This window comes from Kitasatospora sp. HUAS MG31 (assembly GCF_040571325.1).
Lineage (GTDB): Bacteria > Actinomycetota > Actinomycetes > Streptomycetales > Streptomycetaceae > Kitasatospora > Kitasatospora camelliae.
Map to the genome: position 1 here is coordinate 5,186,329 of NZ_CP159872.1, position 20,418 is coordinate 5,206,746.

Genomic DNA, 20,418 nt, shown 5'->3' on the forward strand with positions numbered 1-20,418 from the left:
CCGCGGCCGACCGACCTGTGGCCGACTGACAGGAGACGACCGATGACCGCACCCTTCGTGATGGACCCGCTGGCCTCGGACAACCCGGCCGAGGGCGCCCGGCTGCGCGCGGCGGGCGCCGTGGTGCCGGTGGAGCTGATGGGCGTGGCCGGCTGGGCGGTCACCCGGCACGCGGAGGCCCGCGAGCTGCTCACCGATCCGCGGCTGGTCAAGAGCGCCGAGCACTGGGCGGCGTTCCAGCGCGGGGAGGTGCCCCGGACCTGGCCGCTGATCGGCCTGGCGGTCCCCGGCCCCTCCATGGTCACCACGGACGGGACGGAGCACCGGCGGCTGCGCGCGATCGTGGCGCAGGCCTTCACCCCGCGCCGGGTGGAGCTGATGCGCCCGAAGATCGAGGAGGTCACCGCCGCGCTGCTGGACGCCGTGGCGGCGGCCGGCCCGGTGGTGGACCTGAAGACGGTCTTCGCCTTCCCGCTGCCGATGTCCGTGATCGGCTGGCTGATGGGCGTGCCGGAGCAGGACCACGCCTACATCCGCGAGCTGTACGAGCGGTTCTTCAGCAGCGTGAAGACCCCCGAGTCGGTGCAGCAGACCATCGCCGCGCTGAACGCCTTCGTGGCCGACCTGGTGGCGCGACGGCGGGCCGAGCCGGGCGACGACCTGACCTCGGCGCTGCTCAGCGCCGAGGTGGAGGGCGGGCCGCTGACCGACCAGGAGGCCGCCGCCACCCTGCGGGTGATCATCGCCGCCGGGCACGAGACCACCGTCAACCTGATCACCAACGCGGTCCGCGCCCTGCTGACCCACCCCGAGCAGCTGGCCCTGGTCCGCTCCGGCGGGGCGGACTGGTCGGCCGTGGTCGAGGAGTCGCTCCGGTGGACGCCGCCGACCAGCAACTTCCTGTTCCGGTTCGCCGCCGAGGAGATCAAGGTCGGCGGGGTGGTGATCCCCCAGGGGGACGCGGTGCTGGTCTCCTACAACGCGATCGGGCGGGACCCGGCGCAGCACGGGACGACGGCGGAGCTCTTCGACGTGACCCGGCAGGCCGCCCGGCACCTGTCCTTCGGGCACGGGCCGCACGTCTGCCCGGGGTCGCCGCTGGCCCGGCTGGAGGCGGGGATCGCGCTGCCGGCCCTGTTCGAGCGGTTCCCGGACCTGGCGCTCGCGGTGGACCCGGCCGAGCTGCGGCCGAGCCCGTCCGCGGTGGTCAACAGCCTCAAGGAGCTGCCGGTGCGGCTGTAGCTCCGCCGGGCGGCGGGGTCTTTGACGCGTGCGTGCCCGCGGCGCGTGCGGGGCGGGTGGGCCGTGGCGGGACGGGTGGGGCGGTCCCGACGCGGGCCGGTAACAACTGGGGCGCCGGTCGATGAAGGTCGAACACATGCCTTGGCGCGGGGTGACCGGTGGGTTAACGTCTTCAAGCCAGCCGCGGGCTGGGTACCGATCCGCATCTCCGGTTCAGCGCAGTGTCGTTCTGTCTTACTGTCGGCACCACCCGTGCCCTGCGAGGAGGACCGCATTGACCCCCATCCCGACCGCTACCGGAAGGCACCGTCGCCTGTCGGCCGCGTGGGCCGTGCTCGCCCTGGCCCTCACGGCGGCCTGCTCCAACAGTTCCGGGTCGAGCGGGGCTCAGGCCGAGGCCTCCCCGCTGACCGGGGACTGCGCCAAGTACCAGGCGTACGCCGGGCACGCCGGGACCAAGGTGACGATGTACGCCTCCATCCTCAGCCCGGAGTCCGACTCGCTGGAGAAGTCCTGGGCCGAGTTCAGTTCCTGTACCGGCATCAAGATCACCTATGAGGGTTCCAACGACTTCGAGTCCCAGCTCCCGGTCCGGGTGGCCGGCGGCAACGCCCCGGACTTCGCGATCATTCCGCAGCCGGGCCTGCTCGCCCAGATGGTGAAGAGCGGCAAGGTGGTCAAGCCGCCGGCCCAGACCGTGGCCAACCAGGACAAGTGGAGCCCGGTCTGGAAGACCTACGGCTCGGTCAACGGCACCTTCTACGCGGCGCCGATGAGCGCCAACATGAAGTCCCTGGTCTGGTACTCGCCCAAGGCCTTCAAGCAGGCCGGCTACCAGGTGCCCAAGACCTGGGCCGAGATGATGGCGCTCAGCGACCGGATCGCCGCCTCCGGCACCACCCGGCCCTGGTGCGGCGGCATCGGCTCGGGCACCGCCACCGGCTGGCCGGCCACCGACTGGCTGGAGGAGGTCGTCCTCGGCAGCTACGGCGGCGAGGTCTACGACCAGTGGGTCAGCCACAAGGTCAAGTTCTCCGACGAGAAGATCACCACCGCGATGGGGACGGTGGCCGGCTGGATGCAGAACCCGGCCTGGGTCAACGGCGGCATCGGCGACGTGAAGTCGATCGCCACCACCACCTTCCAGGACGCCGGCGCCCCGATCCTCACCGGCAAGTGCGCCATGCTCCAGCAGGCCTCCTTCTACCGGGCGCAGTGGCCCAAGGGCACCAGCATCGCCCCGGACGGCGACATCTTCGCCTTCCACCTGCCGGCCGTCAGCCCCACCGTCTCCAGCCCGGTCGTCGGCGGCGGCGAGTTCCTCGCGGCGTTCGCCGGCCGGCCCGAGGTGCAGGCCGTGCAGAACTACCTCTCCAGCTCCGACTGGGCGAGCAGCCGGGTCAAGGTCTCCAGCGGCTGGGTCTCCGCCAACCAGGGCGTGGACAAGAGCCTCTACACCGACCCGATCGACCGGATCTCCGCCGACGCGCTCACCGACCCGGCCGCGACCTTCCGGTTCGACGCCTCCGACCTGATGCCCGCCGCGGTCGGCGCCGGCGCCGAGTGGAAGGCGTTCACCGCCTGGTTCGCCGAGGGACAGGCCATCCCGAAGGTGGCGGCCGACATCGACGCGGCCTGGCCGCAGTAAAGGCCGTCCCCGGGCAGCGCGGGTCCACCCGCCCGCGCTGCCCCTCACCCTGCCCCGAGGAGGGATTGCCCGTATGCCCACGGACGTGCCCACCCACGCCGCCGGGGTGCTCCGCCTCGCCGACTCGACGTGGACGGACGCCTCGATCAAGCTCGGCAACAGCCTCGGCGCCATCGCCGGATTCCTCGGCGTCCTGCTGGTGGTCTTCTTCGCCGCCGGACGGGCCAAGGGCCGGCTGACCCGGCCGCTGGCGGTCGCCGTCCTGCTCGGGCCCGCCGCCCTGCTGCTGGCCGTCGGCCTGGTCGTCCCGCTGGTGCGCACCGTCTTCCTGAGCTTCCACGGCGACGACTCCACCCGGTTCGTCGGCGGGCGGAACTACGGCTGGGCGTTCACCACCCCCGGCATCCACGACGTGCTGCTCACCACCCTGCTGTGGCTGGTGGTGGCGCCGCTGGCGGCCACCGGGCTCGGGCTGGTGCTGGCCCTGCTGGTGGACCGGATGCGCGGGCAGGCCGTCTACAAGTCCCTCATCTTCATGCCGATGGCCGTCTCGCTGGTCGGCGCCTCCATCATCTGGAAGTTCGTCTACGAGGCCCGCGACCCCTCCCAGCCGCAGATCGGCCTGCTCAGCCAACTGGCCGTCAGCCTGGGCTGGGAGCACCCGCCGAACTGGATCCTGGAGCAGCCGCTCAACAACTTCCTGCTGATGGCCGTGATGGTCTGGGTGCAGACCGGCTTCGCCATGGTGGTGCTCTCCGCCGCCATCAAGGCCATCCCGGACGAGATCACCGAGGCCGCCCGGCTGGACGGCGCGACCGGCTTCCAGCTGTTCCGCTCGGTCACCGTGCCGATGATCCGCACCACGCTGGTGGTGGTCCTCACCACCGTCATGATCACCACCCTGAAGGCCTTCGACATCGTCCGCACCATGACCGGCGGCAACTTCGGCACCCAGGTGCTGGCCAACGAGATGTACTCGCAGTCCTTCGTCCAGTTCGACGTCGGCCGCGGTAGCGCGCTCGCGGTGATCCTCTTCCTGGCGGTGACCCCGCTGGTCGCGTACAACATCGTGCAGCTGCGGAAGGAGCGCTCGGTCCGATGAGTTCAGCCCCCTCCCCGGTGCGCCGGGCGTTCAGCAGCCCGCTGGCCTCGATCCTGGTGATCGCGGTGACCGTGCTGTGGACGATCCCCACCCTCGGCCTGCTGGTCACCTCGCTGCGGCCCAAGCAGGACGTGGCCACCAGCGGCTGGTGGGAGGCGTTCGTCCACCCCGACCTCGGCCTGGCCAACTACCACACGGTGCTGTTCGAGGACGGGTTCGGGACCAGCGGCGGCCTGATGCCGTACCTGGTCAACTCGCTGGCGATCAGCGTCCCGGCCACGCTCTTCCCCCTGGTGCTGGCCGCGATGGCCGCGTACGCGCTGGCCTGGGTGCGGTTCAGGGGCGCCGACACGGTGTTCTTCGTGATCTTCGCGCTGCAGATCGTGCCGCTGCAGATGGCGCTGATCCCGGTGCTGCGACTGTTCTCCGGCGGCGCGCACCTGGGACCGGTGACCCTCGTCCCGGCCGTCGACCTGCGCGGCACGTACGCGCCGGTGTGGCTGGCGCACACCATGTTCGCCCTGCCGCTGGCGATCTTCCTGCTGCACAACTTCATCGCCCAGCTGCCGCGCGACCTGATGGAGGCCGCGATCGTCGACGGGGCCTCGCACTTCAAGATCTTCCGTTCCATCGTGCTGCCGCTGTGCACGCCGGCCCTGGCCTCGTTCGCCATCTTCCAGTTCCTGTGGGTGTGGAACGACCTGCTGGTCGCCCTCACCTTCTCCGGCGGCACCTCCGACGTCGCCCCGATGACCGTCCGGCTGGCCCAGCTCTCCGGATCCTTCGGCGGTCGCTGGGAACTGCTGACGGCCGGCGCCTTCCTCTCGCTGATCGTCCCGCTGGCCGTGTTCTTCGCGCTCCAACGGTACTTCGTACGAGGTCTGCTCGCGGGCTCGGTCAAGGGCTGAACCGCCGCGGCCGGACCCCGCTCTGGCATGCACCGCGAATGTGTGGATTCCGAGGACGTGCGCACCCCCCACCCGGTACACCGGTACCGGCCGATAGGCCTGTCTGACCATCAGATCCTGGGGGTTGTGGCGTGAAAGTGAAAAGACGTGTGGCGGGCCTGCTGGTCGCCCTCCTGGCCGCGACCGGCCTGGCGGCGACGCCGGCCCGGGCGGCCACCGCCGTGCTGGGGACCACCACGGTGGGCGCGTCCACCGACTCCGCCGACTCCAACTACCTCAACGGCTCCCGGTACGTCACCGGGTCCAGCGGCGGCACGGTCGGCAGCGTCAGCGTGTACGTCGGCGCGGTAGGCGCCGCCCCCAACAACCAGTACCAGGTCGCGATCTACAACGACAGCGCGGGCCGGCCCGGCAGCCTGCTGGCCTCCAGCGCCGGCGCCACCCTCACCGCCAACGCCTGGAACACCGTCCCGCTGACCGCCACCCTCGCGGCCAACACCCCGTACTGGCTGGTCTACAACTCCAACGGCAGCAGCGCCGCGGTCAACAACCTCAAGTTCGCCTCCGGCGGCACCAGCGGGTACTCCTCCGGCCAGGTGGCCTACGGCACCTGGCCGTCCAGCTTCGGCGCGGTCTCCACCGGCACCCTCAACTACTCGATGTACGCCACGTACACCACCGACGGGGGCGGCACCACCCCGCCCGGCTCCGGCCCGGGCAGCGAGGGGCCGATCCTGCTGGTCGCCGACCCGGCCAACCCCTACACCCGGTACTACACCGAGATCCTCAAGGCCGAGGGCCTCAACTACTACAAGGTCGTCGACCTCCCGTCCGTCACCGCCGCGATGCTCGCCTCCTACGACCTGGTGCTGCTCGGCGAGACCCAGCTGACCGCCGCCCAGACCTCGATGTTCGGCACCTGGACCAACGGCGGCGGCCGGCTGATCGCGATGCGCCCGGACAAGCAGCTCGCCCCGCTGCTCGGCCTCACCGCCACCAGCGGCACCCTCGCCGACGCCTACCTCAAGGTCGACACCTCCGCAGCCCCCGGCACCGGCCTCACCGCCGACACCATGGGCTTCCACGGCACCGCCGACCGCTACACCCTGAACGGCGCCACCGCCGTCGCCACCCTGTACGGCGACGCGGCCACCGCCACCGCCAACCCCGCGGTCACCGTGCGCACCGCCGGCAGCGGCCGGGCCGCCGCCTTCACCTACGACCTCGCCAAGTCCGTGGTGCAGACCCGCCAGGGCAACATCGCCTGGGCCGGCCAGCAGCGCGACGGCGCCGACGGCTACCAGGCCAGCGAGATGTTCTTCGGCACCAACGGGCAGCCGGACTGGAACAACCTCGACAAGGCACTGATCCCGATCGCCGACGAGCAGCAGCGGCTGCTCGCCAACCTGATCACCCTGATGGACTCCGGCAAGAAGCCGCTTCCGCGGTTCTGGTACTTCCCGCGGGACGTCAAGGCGGTGGTCGTGATGACCGGCGACGACCACGGCGTCGGTGGCACGGCCGGCCGCTGGGACGGCTACATCGCCCAGAGCCCGGCCGGCTGCAACGTGGCCAACTGGGAGTGCGTCCGCGGCAGTTCCTACATCTACACCGACGACCCGCTGACCCCGGCGCAGGCCCAGGCCTACACCGACCAGGGCTTCGAGGTGGGCGTCCACATCACCACCGGCTGCCACCCCTGGGGCAGCCCCGCCGACCTCCAGGCGCTCTACACCGCGCAGCTCACCGAGTGGAAGGCCAAGTACGGCTCGCTGCCCGGCCCGTCCAGCAGCCGCACGCACTGCGTGGAGTGGGACGACTGGGCCACCCAGGCCAAGACCAAGCTGGCCAGCGGCATCCGGCTGGACGCCGATTACTACTACTACCCCTCCGGGTTCGTGAAGGACCGTCCCGGCTACTTCAACGGCACCGGTCAGATCATGAAGTTCGCCGACACCGACGGCACGGTGATCGACGAGTACCAGGCCACCACCCAACTGACCGACGAGTCCGGCCAGTCCTACCCGTCCACCGTCACCACCCTGCTGGACGCCGCGTACGGCGCCCAGGGGTACTACGCGGCGCTGAACGCCAACATCCACACCGACTTCGCCGCCTCCAGCGCCTCCGACGCGGTGATCTCCGCCGCCAAGGCCCGCGGTGTGCCGGTGGTCTCCGGCCGCCAGATGCTCACCTGGCTGGACGGGCGCAACGGCTCGGCCTTCTCCAAGCTGGCCTGGAGCGGCAGCGCGCTGACCTTCGACATCACCGGCGGGGCCAACGGCCTGCGCGCCATGGTGCCGGTCCAGTCGGCGTCCGGCAGCCTGGCCGGGATCAAGAAGGGCAACCAGGCGGTCAGCTACCGGATCGAGACGATCAAGGGCGTGGCCTACGCCTTCTTCGACGGCGCGGTGGGCTCCTACACCGCGAACTACGGCCAGGACACCACCGCCCCGACCGTGACCGGCACCTCGCCGGCCAACGGCGCCACCGGGGTGGCCCCGTCCGCGACGGTCCGGTTCTCCTTCAGCGAGCCGCTCGACCCGGCCACCGTCACCACCGCCACCCTCGGCCTGAAGACCACCGCCGGTGGCACCCCGGTGGCCGGCGCCGTCTCGTACGACGCGGCCACCAGCAGCGCGGTGTTCACCCCGGGCGCGGCGCTGGCGCTGACCACCGGCTACACCGCCACCGCCGGCGGGGTGAAGGACACCGCGGGCAACGCCCTGGCCGCCCCGGCCGCGGTCTCCTTCACCACCGGCGGGGCCCCGCCGAAGACCATCGGCAACACCGCGATCGGCTCCCTGATCGACGACACCGACTCCAACCACCTCAACGGCTCCCGGATCACCACCGGCGCCACGCCCGTCCCGCTGACCGCGCTCAGCGTGCACGTCGGCGCCATCGGCTCCGCGCCGAACGACCAGTTCCAGCTGGCCGTCTACACCGACAGCGCGGGCTCGCCCGGCACCCTGGTGACCGCCTCCACCAGCGGGACGCTCACCGCCAACGCCTGGAACCAGGTGCCGGTGAACACCACCCTGGCGGCCAACACCTCGTACTGGCTGGTCTACAACAGCAACGGGGTGAGCGCCTCGGTGAACAACATCAACTACGGCTCCGGGCCCTCGGGTTCGGGCGCGTACAGCAACACCGTGGTGCCGTTCGGCACCTGGCCGAGCAGCTTCGGGCCGGCGGTGAGGACCTCGCTGCAGTACTCGCTGTACGGGTCGTACTGATCTCGCGGTACGGACCGTCCTGACGGCCGCCGGCAGGCCACCGCCCGCTCCGGCGAAGAGCGCTGATCCGGAGTCAGCCGAGGGGCGCCAAGTGTCACAACTCTGCGACACTGGCGTCCCTCGGTGCTTTTGAACCTGTTCAATCGCTGCTCGGGAGCCCTAGAGTCGCGGTCACCGCCGGCGGAAACCCGTGTTCGATCCGCCGTGCGTCCGCGAACCGAGGGGGTCCCATGTCCAGTCCGTCCGAGCCCGAGTCGGCGGGGTCGCCGCCGCCACCGCGCCCGGTCCCCGACGCCGAGCGCGCCGAGGCCGCCGAGGCCGCCGCGCCGGCGGGAGGGGCGGGGGCTGCTGTCGCTGCCGGTGGGGCTGCTGCTTCCGGTGAGGCCGCTGCCTCCGGTGGGAAGACGGAGGCGGGTGGCACGGCGGAGGCCGGCGCCGAGACGCCGAAGACGCCGAAGGCGCCGGGTGCTCCGCAGCCCGGTCCGACCCCGCAGCCGGCCCCGCAGCCGTGGCCGCAGCCGGGCCCGCCGCCGCAGCCCGGCCCGTACGCGCAGCCCGCGCCCGCTCCCGGGCTGGCGTACCGGCCGCCGGGCAGCCCGTACCGCCCGCCGCTGCCGCCGCCGGAGCCGGCCTGGGTGACCGCCACCGAGCCGAAGCGGCCGGCGCTGCCGCACCCGCGGGTGCTCGCGGCCGCGGGGGCGTGCGGTGTGGTGTCGGCGCTGTTCCTCGGCGACGGACTCGGCGTCAACCTGCTGCTCGTCGCCGTGGTCGCCGCCGTCGGCGCGGGACTCGCCGCCGCCGCGGTCGGCCGGAAGGTGCGCCCGTGGACGGCCGTGTGGGCGGCCGGGGCCATGCTCCTGCTGGCCGTCCCCGCCCTGTACGAGGCCGGCTGGCCGGTCTTCCTGGCCATGGTCGGCGCGGTGGCGACCGGCTCGCTGGCGCTGCACGGCGGCCGCCGCTGGCCGGGCGTGCTGCTCGGCCCGATCGGCCTCTGGGAGCACCTCATCCCCGGCGTCGCCTGGAGCCTGCTGGCCCTGCGCGGCCAGGGCATGCCGGCGCGCGCCAAGGTGATGCCGATCCTCCGCGCGGTGGGCGTCACCGCCGTGCTGCTGGTGATCTTCGGTGCGCTGTTCGCCGGTGCCGACTCCACGGTGGCCGACCTGTTCGACGACCTGATGCCGGACCTGGAGGCCGGCAACCTGCCCTACCGCTTCGTGATGTTCTTCTTCGGCCTGACCATGGCCCTGGCCGCCGCCCACGCCGCCGCCGCGCCGCGCCGGTGGGACCGGCTGCCGGTCAAGCCCGGCACCCCGCGCGGCCGGCTGGAGTGGGCGCTGCCCATGATCGCGATGAACCTGCTGTTCGGCGGCTTCGTGGTCGTTCAGCTGGTGGTCCTGATCGGCGGCCGCGGCCAGATCATGGCCCGTACCGGCCTGACCCCCGCCGAGTACGCCCGCCAGGGCTTCTGGCAGCTGCTCTGGGTCATCGTGCTCACCATGGTGGTCGTCGCCGTGGCCCGCCGCTGGGCCCCGCGCGCCAACGACGGTGACCGCCTGCTGGTCAGGATCCTGCTCACCCTGCTCTGCACGCTCACCCTGGTGGTGGCGGTGGCCGCGCTCTACCGCATGCAGCTCTACATGGACGCCTTCGGGCTGACCCGGCTGCGGATCTCGGTGGCGGCGGTCGAGATCTGGCTCGGCGTGGTCTTCGTGCTGGTGATCGCCGGGGGCGTGGTCACCGCGCAGCGCTGGCTGCCCCGCGCGGTGGTGCTGAGCGCGGTGGTCGCGGTGGCGGTCTTCGGCCTGATCTCGCCGGACGCGCTGATCGCCGAGCAGAACGTGGCCCGCTACGAGCGCACCGGGACGATCGACGTCGGCTACCTGCGCGGCCTGTCCGCGGACGCCGTCCCCGCCCTCGACCGGCTGCCCGCGGACCAGCGGACCTGTGCCCTGCAGGTGATCAGCGCGGAGACGGCCGGCGCCGGCGAGCCGCTGCCCTGGTACGCGATGAGCCTCTCCGAGTCCCGGGCCCGGGACATCCTCACCGCGCGCCCGGCGGGGCCCGACCGCGGCGCGGCCTGCCACAAGGCCGGCTTCCGCGAGTACGGCGACGGGTACTGAGCGCGCGGCCCGGGCTGCGGGTCCGAGCGACGCCGACCGGTCCTGCTCCCTCTCGGGGGCGGGGCCGGTCGGCGTTGCCGCTGTCGGCAGTTTCCTCGTGGCCGTCCGGGTCAGCGCTCGGCGGCGCGGCGGCGCAGGACGAGGTGGGCGCCGCCGCCGATCACGATGAGAACGGCTCCGGCGGCGGCGAGGACCGTGGTGGGCCCGTTCGACCCGGTGCTGGCGAGCTCGGTGGTGCCGTCGCCCTCAGCGGCGGCCGGGGTGGCGGGGGCGGCCTGGGTGGCCTGGGTGTCCGCCGTGGCAGCCGCGGTGGTCACGGCGGCGGGGACCACGGCAGCCCCGGCGGGCTTCGTGGCCGTGGCCGTGGGCTCGGGCGCGGTGGGCTTGGCCGAGGCGATGGGGTGGACGACGGTCAGGGTGCCGAGGGCGGTGCCGCTCTTGTTGTCCTCGCCCTGGGCGCTGAGGCTGTAGTCGAACCAGTCCAGGTCCTTCCGGACGTCGGCCGGGACGGAGAAGCGGAAGGTGATGTCGGCGGACTCGCCCTTGCCGAGCTTCAGCATCGGCAGGGTGTCGCTCTTGTTGACGATCCCGCGCGTGCAGCCCGGCTGCAGGGGGAGCGCGTGCCAGCCGCCCTTCCCCTGCTTCCAGGAGACCTTGACGTCCGTCGGGTTCAGGTCGTGCCCGTTGACGAAGTGGGCGAGCCCGATCATCGGCTCGACCCGCTCGTACGCGGCGTCGGTCGTGTTGGTGATCCGCACCGGGATCTCCACCGTGGCGCCGCCGGCGGTGATCGAGTCGAAGGTGGCGTTCTGGGTGACCGACAGCTCGCCCTGGTGCGCCGGGGCCGGCGTCCGGCCGGCGTCGTGCAGGTCCGAGCCGCACACCGCCCAGGCGCTGGTGCCGCCGGTCAGCAGCGGGAGGGCGATGCCGAGGGTGAGGGCGGCGGTGGTGGTGGCGACGGAATTGCGGACGAAGCGGAACATAACGGGCGTGCGCATGAAGTGTTTCCCCCGGCGGTGACGAACTGACGGTGTGTGGGTGAAGGCGGCCGGCGCGTCGGTCCCCCCGGACGTTGCCGCCGGTCTCGCTCTCCGTGCCCTCACCCCTGGAGACGTCCATCCCCGCCGGGGGTTGCAGGCGGGTTCGGAGAATTTCTTCCGCCCCACGGGTGCCCGGCGCGCGGGGCCCGCGGCCGGAGTGTGACCGGGATCATCGGCGGGGATCCGGGCCGGTTTTCGCGGACCGCCCGCGTGCCGGAGCGGGTCCGGCCGGGGCGTAGGCTGGGCGGTGCCCGACCAGACCCGAAACGGACTCCTCCCATGCCCATCGACCCCCCGACCCACTCGGTGGAGCGCTCGCTGCGCCGGACCGGAGCCACCGTGGTGGCCGGGCTCGACGAGGTCGGCCGCGGCGCGTGGGCCGGTCCGGTCACCGTCGGTGCCGCGATCACCGGCCAGCGCCGTCCCCCCGAGGGGCTGACCGACTCCAAACTGCTCACCGAGCGCCGCCGCAACGCCCTCGCCCCGATGTTGGCCGACTGGGTCACCGCCTACGCGATCGGCCAGGCCTCGCCGCAGGAGTGCGACGAGTTGGGGATGACGGCCGCGCTGCGGCTCGCGGCGATCCGCGCGCTGGAGGCCCTGCCGGTGCAGCCGGACGCGATCATCCTGGACGGCAAACACGACTACCTGGGCGGGCCGTGGCGGGTCCGGACGGTCATCAAGGGCGACCAGTCCTGCGTCTGCGTCTCGGCCGCCTCGGTGCTGGCCAAGGTCCACCGCGACGGTCTGATGGCCGAACTCGGCGCCGACCACCCGTCCTACGGTTTCGAGGAGAACGCCGGCTACCCCTCGCCCGTCCACCGCGCGGCGCTGGAGGAGTTCGGTCCCACCGAGTACCACCGGCTGTCCTGGGCGTACCTCGACTCGCTGCCCCAGTGGCGCCACCTGAAGCGCGGACGGTTGGTCGAGCAGGTGGGCGAGCAACTCTCCCTCGGCTTCTGACGGGCTGTCAGCAAGGGGTGTACGGGCCGTCGTTTCCGTACCCCCGGTGCCCAACAGGTGGGGCGCCCGTGCGCATCCGACCGGCATTTGATAGACATCCGGGTATGCCTGTCTTCCCCGAGGAGCCGGAGATTCACGAGAGTATCCCGGGCCCCGGCGTTCCCCTTCCCCACACGTCGGACGCACCTGCCCCCCGTATGCCCGTTGCCACCACCCCCCGTCCGGTCCCCGGCCCCCGCCCGGCGCCTCCGCGCCCGGCACCGCCGCGAGCCGCGTCGATCCCCAAGCCGGGCCCCCGGCCCGCCGCGCCGCAGCCTGTCGTGCAGCTCTTCGCCGCCGCCGTCGGTGACGCCCTGGAGCGTGCCGACGAGGTCGTCGACATGCTGCTGGAGTCCGGCCGCAGCCCCGGCGACGTGCTGGTGCTCACGGTCGGCGAGCCGCACCCCTGGCAGCAGCACGAGCTGTCCTTCGGCGAGGGCCGCTACTGGGCCCAGCTCGTCGACGGCGCGGACGTGTTCTACGCCGACGCCGCCGCGACCCGGCCGATGCGCCGCGAGGTGGTCGTGCTCGTGGTGAACGGCTCCGCCCCCGCCAAGGTCGAGCGCGCCGCCAAGAAGGCGCTCGGCCACGCGGGCGCGCTGCTCGTGGTCTGCGGCGGGTCCGAGCTGGTCGCCCGGCTGTTCCCGTCCGCCGGCAAGCCCGCCTTCGCGTGATCGCCGTTCGCTGACCGGTCCCGACGACCGGAGCGAGTCCACCACGGGTGTCGCCCTCACCGAGGGCGGCACCCGCTCTGCTCGGCTGCGGTGCCTCCCGTGGTGCCGCTCACGGTGAGGCCGCCGTGCCCGGTGGGCCCGGACGTCAGCGGGTGCCGGTGCGGCGGACGGCGTCGAGCGCGCCCAGCCGGGCCGGACGGGCCGGACGCCAGCGGTGGTCGGACTCGCGGGCGATCCGCGGCGGCAGCTCCGTCACGGTGTGCACCGGGCCCTCGGCCCAGGACCCGGAGTGCGGATTCCGTCCGCGCCGCCCGTCACCGATCGACTGCCAGCCCGCCGGGGTCAGCGTCAGGTACGAGCCGCAGCGCAGCCCGTGCAGCTCGGCGGCGTCGCGCAGCGCCCACATCCAGGCGCCGTCCTGCTCCGTCCAGTCCGGCCCGCCCTCGCGGCAGCGCAGCAGGACCGCCGTCCGGTTGGGCGCGGAGAGCCGCAGGTCGTGCGGGGTGATCCGGCGGAGCTGGGTGAGGATCGCGTTCCGGTGGTGCCAGCCGTCGGTGACGTGGGACCGGGGCGTGAAGGACGCCGAGGCGACCACCCGGTGCTCGGCGTCCAGGACCGCGATCACCGTGGTGCCCGGCTGCGGCAGGTGCCGCTGGTGGAGCTCCGCGACGAACTCGCGGGGCGCCCGCAGCAGCGGGACGTCCAGCTCGTTCCAGGCCGTCAGGTCGAGGATCCGGGCGCCGTCCCCCCGGGAAGAACCCCGGTCGAAGCCGTCGATCACGATCCTCCTTCCCGGGCCGTCGGGCGCACGGATGCGCGGGCGTACGCCAAAGGCAGGGTCGCGGGACCAGACGTCGGGTACGGCTCCAATTCTCAGGTCAGAGCCGCTCCAGCGGCAACGACGAAATCCCGGACGCCGCCCGAATGCGGCGGTTCTGCCGGATATATTCCACCCGCGGCACAGTGCCATTCGACGGACGGCGGAGAGGTTCGCGAGCGCACCCCGGGCCGGCCGGTCCGACCGGCCCCCGCGCTCGGCCCTGCCGGCTCCGCACCACGCGTCCCAGCAGGCACATCCCCTCCCGTCCGTCCCCGTCCGGGGCCTCCCGGCAGCCGTCGTCAGCCCTGTACCGCCAGGACCAAGGGCAACACGGCCGAGGCTCCCGCCCTCCGCAGCAACCGGGCCGCCACGGTGACCGTCCAGCCGGAATCCACCAGGTCGTCGACCAGCAGCACCGGACCGGGCGACGCCGCCAGCGCCTCCCGCAGCTCCGCCGGCAGCACCAGCGCACCGGACACCGAGTGCAGACGCTGCGCGCTGTTGCTCCGCGGACCGTGCGGCGGTCGCCCGTCCGCATACCCGATCCGCCCGAGCAGCGGCAGCCGGCCGATCGCGGCGATCTGCTCGCCCAGGCTGGAGACCAGCTCGGGCCGGGTGGCGGAGGCCATGACGACCACGCCCACCGGCCGGTCCAGGCGGGACCCGTCGGCGCCCGCCGGGCCGGACCAGCCGCCGGGACCGCGCGCCCAGTCGGCCAGCACGCCCACCATCGCGTCCAGCACCTCGCGGGGGACCGGACCGTCCGGCGACTGCTCGCCGAGCAGGGCGCGCAGCCGGTTGCCCCAGCCGATGTCGGAGAGCCGGCCCAGCGCGCGACCGGTCTCGGCCTGCTCCCCGGCCGGGATCCTGCCCTTCACCGACACCCCGAGCGCGTCCATCCCGGTCGGCCACAGCCGCCGCGGCTCGAAATCGACGCCCGGCCGGCCGAGCGCCGCCCGCGCGGCGGCCAGCGCCTCCTCGGACACCGAGGCCGAGTGCCTCGGCCCGGCGCAGTTGTCGCACCGGCCGCAGGGCATGGCCTCGGGGTCGTCCAGCTGGCGGCGGAGGAACTCCATCCGGCAGCCGTCGGTGGACGCGTACGCCCGCATCGCCCGCTGCTCGGCCACGCGGGACTCGGCGACCTTCGCGTAGCGCGCGCCGTCGTACTCCCAGGGCCGGCCGGTGGCCGTCCACCCGCCGCGCACCCGGCGGACCGCGCCGTCCACGTCCAGCACCTTGAGCATGGTCTCCAGACGCGTCCGGCGGAGGTCCACCCGCGGCTCCAGCGCGGCGGTGGACATCGGGCGGCCCGCCTCGGCGAGCGCGTCGATCGTCCGCCGGACCTGCTCCTCGGGCGGGAAGCCCAGCGAGGCGAAGTACCGCCAGATCGCCTCGTCCTCCCGGCCCGGCAGCAGCAGCACCTCCGCCTTGTCCACCCCACGGCCGGCTCGGCCCACCTGCTGGTAGTACGCGATCGGGGAGCCCGGCGAACCCAGGTGCACCACGAAGCCGAGATCCGGCTTGTCGAAGCCCATGCCGAGGGCGGAGGTGGCGACCAGCGCCTTGACCCGGTTGGCCAGCAGATCGGCCTCGGCGCCGCGCCGCTCGGCGTCCTCCGTCCGGCCCGAGTAGGAGGCGACCGGGAAGCCTCGCCCGCGCAGGAAGGCCGTGACCTCCTCGGCGGCGGCCACCGTCAGCGTGTAGATGATCCCCGAGCCGGGGAGCTCGTCCAGGTGGTCGGCGAGCCAGGCCAGCCGGTGGGCGGGGTCGGGCAGCGGGAGCACGCCGAGCGAGAGGCTCTCGCGGTCCAGCGGGCCGCGGAGCACCAGGGCGGCGGTGCTGCCGGTGCCCGTGGTGCCGGGGGTGCCGGGGCTCCCGGTTGCGAGGGCGCTGCCGGTGCCGAGCTGCTCGGCGACGTCGGCGGTGACCCGGGCGTTGGCGGTGGCCGTGGTGGCCAGCACCGGGACGCCGGGGGAGAGCTCGGCGAGCATGGTCCGCAGGCGGCGGTAGTCCGGGCGGAAGTCGTGGCCCCAGTCGGAGATGCAGTGCGCCTCGTCCACCACCAGCAGGCCGGTGGAAGCGGCCAGCTTGGGCAGCACCTGGTCGCGGAAGTCCGGGTTGTTCAGCCGCTCGGGGCTGACCAGGAGGATGTCGACCCGGCCGGCCGCGACCTCCGCCTGGATCTCCTCCCACTCCTCCGGGTTGGCCGAGTTGATGGTCCGCGCGTGGATACCGGCCTTGGCGGCGGACTCCACCTGGTTGCGCATCAGGGCGAGCAGCGGGGAGACGATCACCGTCGGCCCGGCGCCGCGGGACCGCAGCAGCGCCGTGGCGATGAAGTACACCGCGGACTTGCCCCAGCCCGTGCGCTGCACCACCAGAGCCCGGCGGGAATCCACGACCAGGGCCTCGATGGCCAGCCACTGGTCCTCCCGCAGCACGGCGGACGGGCCGGCGAGCTCGCGCAGCACGGCCTCGGCCCGGTCGCGGACGGCGGCACGGGTGGTGGCGTCGGCGGGGCCGGTGGAGCCGGTGGAGCCGGTCGGTTCGGTGGGGTGCGAGGGGTGTGTGGCGTCGGTGGCGGGGGTGATGGGGTCCGGGGTGCGCGGGTCCATGGCTCATGCATACCGTGCGGGACTGACAGACCGCGAACCGCCGGGTGGGGAAGGGCGCGGTGGGGCGGGCGTGCGGTGGGGTGGCCGTTCGGGGCGGGTCACCCACACGAGGGACGGATTGCTGATGCCCGGCGTTTCTCCACAGCCATTCGGGTGATCCCGTCGGGGGGCTCGTTCCCGAGGCACCCTCTCCGGCATGAACCAGCACAGCGACGACCGTGCCCCGATCCTCCCCGCCGACCTGCCCGGCGCGCTCCCCGGCCACCTCCCGGTGCGGATGCGCGGCCCGGCCGACATGGCCGAGATGCTGCCGTACCTGCTCGGCTTCTACCCCGACGACAGCGTGGTCGCCGTGGGGCTGCACGGCCCCGGGCTGCAGCAGGGCGGCGTGATCCGGGTCGACATCCCGGAGGACGTCGGCCTGTGGCCCAAGGTGGCCGGAGACACCGCCCGGCTGCTGATCAACCTCTCCGAGCAGCGCGACCGGCGGCCCGACCAGGTCCTGCTCTACCTCTGCCGCGACGCCGGGCCGGGTGCGGAGCCGGCGGCGGTGCGCCGTCCGGCGACCGAGGCCGATCCGCCTCCCCGGGCGCCGGGGGAGGGCCGCCAGGAGGACTTCGACCCGGACGCCGGCGGGCGGGGTGACCCGGGTGACCCGGGTGCGGGTGGACGGGCGGTGCTCGCCGAGTTCGGCCCGCTCGCCCGCCTGCTGGCCGTGGCCTTCGAGCAGGACGGGGTCACGGTGAAGGAGTCGCTCTGCGTCTCCGACGGCCGGTGGTGGTCCTTCCTCTGCACCGGCCCGGGCTGCTGCGACCCGTCCGGCACCCCGATCCGGCCGGCCGGGCTGCCGAGCCCGCTGGCCGCCGCGGCGACCTACGCGGGGCTCGCGCCGCGCGGCAGCCGGAAGGCCATCGTGGCCGGCCTGGCACCGGTCGGCCCGCCGCTGTCGGAGGTCCAGCGGCGGGCCATCGAGGAGGCCGGTCCGCCGTTCATCCGGGAGATCACGGGCACCGACGGCCGGTTCGGCGCGGTGGACCGCACCTCCGAGCTGCTCGCCGAGGCGATGGCCGAGTTCCGGGCCGGGGCGACGGAGCTCGACACCGCCCGGACCGCCCGGCTGCTGATCGGCCTTCAGGACAAGCTGGGCCGCGACCGCGGCGCCGAGTACGCCGAGCCCGACGAGCTGGGGGTGGCCCAGCGGCTGTGGCGGTTCCTGGTCCAGCGCAGCGTGCCCCCGTTCGAGCACCTCGCGGCTCCGCCGATGACCCTGCTCGGCTGGACGGCCTGGCTGGCCGACGACGCCGCCACCGCGCGGATCGTGCTTTCCCGCGCCCTCGACATCGAGCCGGGCTACACCCTCGCCCAGCTGCTGTACCAGTCCCTCAACAGCGGACTGCGGCCGGACCAGCTGCTGGCGGTCGTCCGCAAGGGACGGGATCAGGCCGACCGCCGCGCGGCGGCCACCGTCGGCACCCTGGTGTCCTCGCCGCCCGGCGGTGACCGGGACGACGGGCCGGCCGACGAGGCCGACCCCCACGCGCCCGATGGCGATCCGGGCCCGCCCGGGCCCGGCAGCCCCGTCACCAGCCCCGACCCCGGGGCCCGCGCCGCACCGGTCGACCCGTCGGCCGACTCGCCGGGTGATCCGCCCTCCGCGACGGCAGGGCCCGGCGAACCGGATCCGGGCGACCGGGCCGGTTCGGCCCGGCGCCGGATGGGCCTGCGCGCCCGGACCGCCCGGACCGCCCGGACTGCCCGGCTGGGCCGTCAGGCCGACCGCCGTTCCCGCGACCACGCCGACGGCGGCTGAGATGGCATCCGCCGTCCGGGCGCCGGCGCCCCGCCGAGCCGGCCGGCCCCGGCGTGGCCCGGGCACCCGGCCGCCGCGTCGCCCGGTCCACCACGGGAGTCCACCCGGCCCGCGGCCGGCCGCGGCATCCGCAGCCGTTCCCGAACGCCACCCGGGCTCGCGGGACGGCCCCCGCAGGCCGGGCCGGGGCGGGCCGCCGGGGCGACCCCGACGACCGCGACACGCCCTACGCCTCGCCGCGCGCCATCCGGATCAGGCGGTCCAGCACGGCCCCGCCGCTGACCCGCAGACCGTCGTGCTCCCACTCGTTGGTCACCCAGGTCCGGACGTTGCGCACCGCGCGGGCCGTGGCCAGCGAGTCGGCGGTGTCAACGTACATGTCGTCGTGGTAGACGGCGGCCACCACCGGCACCTGGTTCGCCGCGAGCCGCTCCGGGTCGTACAGGTCGGGCCAGTCGGTCCGCTCGGCGAGCAGCTGGGCGGTCTCGGCCAGCGGCCGCAGCGCCGGGTCGGTCTCGAACATCCAGGGGAGGATCATCTCCCCGGTGAACAGCACCGGCTGGTCCGGCGCCGCCAGCGCCCGCTCCGCGTCGAACTCCGGGAACTCCCGGCGCACCCGCTCCGCAGCCCAGTTGGTCGCGCCCTTGTCCACCGAGCGCTGGCCGTAGATCGACTCGTGCAGCACCGCGTACAGCGGGCCCTGTGCGAAGGAGAGCTGCGCCTGCGCTCCGGACAGGAAGGCGTCCGACAGCTCGGGGCCGTCCACACCCTCCACCCACGCCTCCTCCAGCAGGTAGTGCAGCGTGTACGAGCCCGTCCCGGCCCCGAGCAGCAGCCCCAGCGACTGGAACGCACGCACCGTCAGCAGCCCGCCGTCCGGCAGCACCGCCGGGCGCTCGGCGAGGTGCGCCGCGATCCGCCGCACGGCCGCCACGTCCTGCGGGAAGCGCGCGTAGTGCTCCTCGTTCTTGCGCGCCACCCGCGGGTACGCGGCGCGGTAGACGTCCTCCGCGGAGCTGCGCAGGCCCGCCAGACCGCCGGTCACGAAGGCCTCGCGCAGGCCCTCGGGGGCCAGCGAGAGGTAGGTCAGGGTGCAGAAGCCGCCGAAGCTCTGGCCGAGCAGGCTCCACCGGCGGTCCTGGCCCAGCAGGGTGCGGCGGATCAGCTCGGCGTCCCGCACGATCGAGTCGGCCCGGAAGTGCGCGAGGTAGTCGGCCTGCTGCTGCGGCCCGCCGCGGCGGGCCAGGGTCTGCCGGGTCGCGGGGGTGGAGCGGCCCGTGCCGCGCTGGTCGAGCAGCAGCACCCGGTAGTCGTCCAGGGCCCGGGTCAGCCAGCCGTCCCGGCCGAGCGGGCGGCCGGCCTTGCCACCCGGGCCGCCCTGGAGGAAGAGCAGCCACGGCAGATCCTCACGCTCGCGCCCGCTGGCGACGACCTCCCGGGCGTACACCTCGATCTGCTCGCCCTCCGGTGCCGCGTGGTCGAGCGGCACCCGGAAGACGTGGTCGGTCGCGGTGATCCCGGTGAGCCGGAAGGCGGTGGACATACAACTCCTCGGTGCGAGCTGGTCGTGACGTGGGCGGGCGTCCCGTCCGCGGGGTCTCCGGTGCGGGCGCCATCGCACCCGCACCGTATCCTGGCGGCGGACAGGAGCCGTCGGGGGAAGCCGCCGCACGGGGGTCGGCCTCCTCCCGGGACGGCGCGCGAGCGGCGGTCCGGCCTCCGCGACGTGCGCGGGCGGGCCGGTCGACCGAGCGGAAGGGCGCCGCCGGCCGGGGCCGGTGAACGGCTCCGGCGGGGGCGTGCAGGGCGGGCCGGGCGACCGGACGGGGGTTGCGAGACCGCCCCGCGGCGTGACCTGGGGCGGGTGAAGGACGTTTCATCCTGCGGGACATCGCCGTCCCGGCGGGGCCGGGCGCGACAGCGTCCCGGAGGGCGCGGTCGACGGAGCAGGGTCGCACGGACCGGGCACCGCCCACGCGCGCCGAGGCCGTCCGCAGGGGCCGTTCCACCCCGGGGGACCTGTCCAGGAGCAGAGCAGCAGCACAGACCGCGATCGAGCACGCTCGCGGCCGGCTGCCCGCGGCAGCAGCGCGGGCAGCCGGCCGTCCGAGGGGAGGAGACCCCGGTGACCGCCACCTGGCCATCACCACACCCGTCCGCCACCGGCCCGGCCTCACCACAGCCGCCCGGCGGCCCCG

13 protein-coding genes are annotated in these 20,418 nt (G+C 74.0%); 9 read left to right on the forward strand and 4 right to left on the reverse strand.

From position 1 onward, the window contains the following. Positions 1–42: 42 nt before the first annotated feature. From ABWK59_RS23360 to ABWK59_RS23385, 6 genes are all read left to right on the forward strand, one after another. On the forward strand, positions 43–1,242 hold the full coding sequence (locus ABWK59_RS23360; protein ID WP_354642555.1) for a cytochrome P450 family protein: 1,200 nt from the start codon (positions 43–45) through the stop codon (positions 1,240–1,242). A gap of 274 nt (positions 1,243–1,516) precedes the next feature. After that, positions 1,517–2,890: an ABC transporter substrate-binding protein gene (locus tag ABWK59_RS23365; RefSeq protein ID WP_354642556.1), complete on the forward strand. Its 1,374-nt coding sequence runs from the start codon at positions 1,517–1,519 to the stop codon at positions 2,888–2,890. A 73-nt stretch (positions 2,891–2,963) separates the two neighbouring features. Further along, positions 2,964–3,992: a carbohydrate ABC transporter permease gene (locus ABWK59_RS23370; protein WP_354642557.1), complete on the forward strand. Its 1,029-nt coding sequence runs from the start codon at positions 2,964–2,966 to the stop codon at positions 3,990–3,992. Beyond that, positions 3,989–4,900, forward strand: a complete 912-nt coding sequence (locus ABWK59_RS23375; protein WP_354642558.1) for a carbohydrate ABC transporter permease — start codon at positions 3,989–3,991, stop codon at positions 4,898–4,900. Before ABWK59_RS23370 ends, ABWK59_RS23375 begins: the two co-directional genes overlap by 4 nt. Positions 4,901–5,049: 149 nt before the next feature. Next, on the forward strand, positions 5,050–8,139 hold the full coding sequence (locus tag ABWK59_RS23380) for an Ig-like domain-containing protein (protein WP_354642559.1): 3,090 nt from the start codon (positions 5,050–5,052) through the stop codon (positions 8,137–8,139). Between the two features lie 230 nt (positions 8,140–8,369). Next, positions 8,370–10,259, forward strand: coding sequence for a DUF4153 domain-containing protein (locus tag ABWK59_RS23385; protein ID WP_354642560.1), 1,890 nt, complete (start codon positions 8,370–8,372; stop codon positions 10,257–10,259). Positions 10,260–10,369: 110 nt separating this feature from the next. Here the strand turns inward: ABWK59_RS23385 and ABWK59_RS23390 are convergent, their stop codons facing one another. After that, the gene (locus ABWK59_RS23390; RefSeq protein WP_354642561.1) at positions 10,370–11,257 is read right to left on the reverse strand and encodes a hypothetical protein; all 888 of its coding nucleotides are present in this window, start codon (positions 11,255–11,257) and stop codon (positions 10,370–10,372) included. Between the two features lie 321 nt (positions 11,258–11,578). Here ABWK59_RS23390 and ABWK59_RS23395 point away from each other — a divergent pair, with 321 nt between their 5' ends. Further along, complete coding sequence (locus ABWK59_RS23395; RefSeq protein ID WP_354642562.1) at positions 11,579–12,262, forward strand: ribonuclease HII; 684 nt, start codon at positions 11,579–11,581, stop codon at positions 12,260–12,262. Positions 12,263–12,582: 320 nt separating this feature from the next. Beyond that, complete coding sequence (locus ABWK59_RS23400; RefSeq protein ID WP_354642563.1) at positions 12,583–12,975, forward strand: hypothetical protein; 393 nt, start codon at positions 12,583–12,585, stop codon at positions 12,973–12,975. Positions 12,976–13,120: 145 nt separating this feature from the next. Here the strand turns inward: ABWK59_RS23400 and ABWK59_RS23405 are convergent, their stop codons facing one another. Together ABWK59_RS23405 and ABWK59_RS23410 are read right to left on the reverse strand one after the other, a co-directional pair. Then, a complete protein-coding gene (locus ABWK59_RS23405; protein WP_420492837.1) occupies positions 13,121–13,756 on the reverse strand; it encodes a hypothetical protein in 636 nt (211 codons plus the stop codon). A gap of 338 nt (positions 13,757–14,094) precedes the next feature. Next, positions 14,095–16,410 (reverse strand): RecQ family ATP-dependent DNA helicase, encoded by a 2,316-nt coding sequence (locus tag ABWK59_RS23410; RefSeq protein WP_354642564.1) that lies wholly within the window; start codon positions 16,408–16,410, stop codon positions 14,095–14,097. A gap of 196 nt (positions 16,411–16,606) precedes the next feature. Here ABWK59_RS23410 and ABWK59_RS23415 point away from each other — a divergent pair, with 196 nt between their 5' ends. Beyond that, positions 16,607–18,220, forward strand: a complete 1,614-nt coding sequence (locus ABWK59_RS23415) for a DUF4192 domain-containing protein (RefSeq protein ID WP_354642565.1) — start codon at positions 16,607–16,609, stop codon at positions 18,218–18,220. A gap of 226 nt (positions 18,221–18,446) precedes the next feature. On the opposite strand, the gene ABWK59_RS23420 is transcribed toward ABWK59_RS23415, so the two are convergent. Continuing rightward, the gene (locus tag ABWK59_RS23420) at positions 18,447–19,763 is read right to left on the reverse strand and encodes an alpha/beta fold hydrolase (protein ID WP_354642566.1); all 1,317 of its coding nucleotides are present in this window, start codon (positions 19,761–19,763) and stop codon (positions 18,447–18,449) included. Between the last annotated feature and the right edge of the window lie 655 nt (positions 19,764–20,418).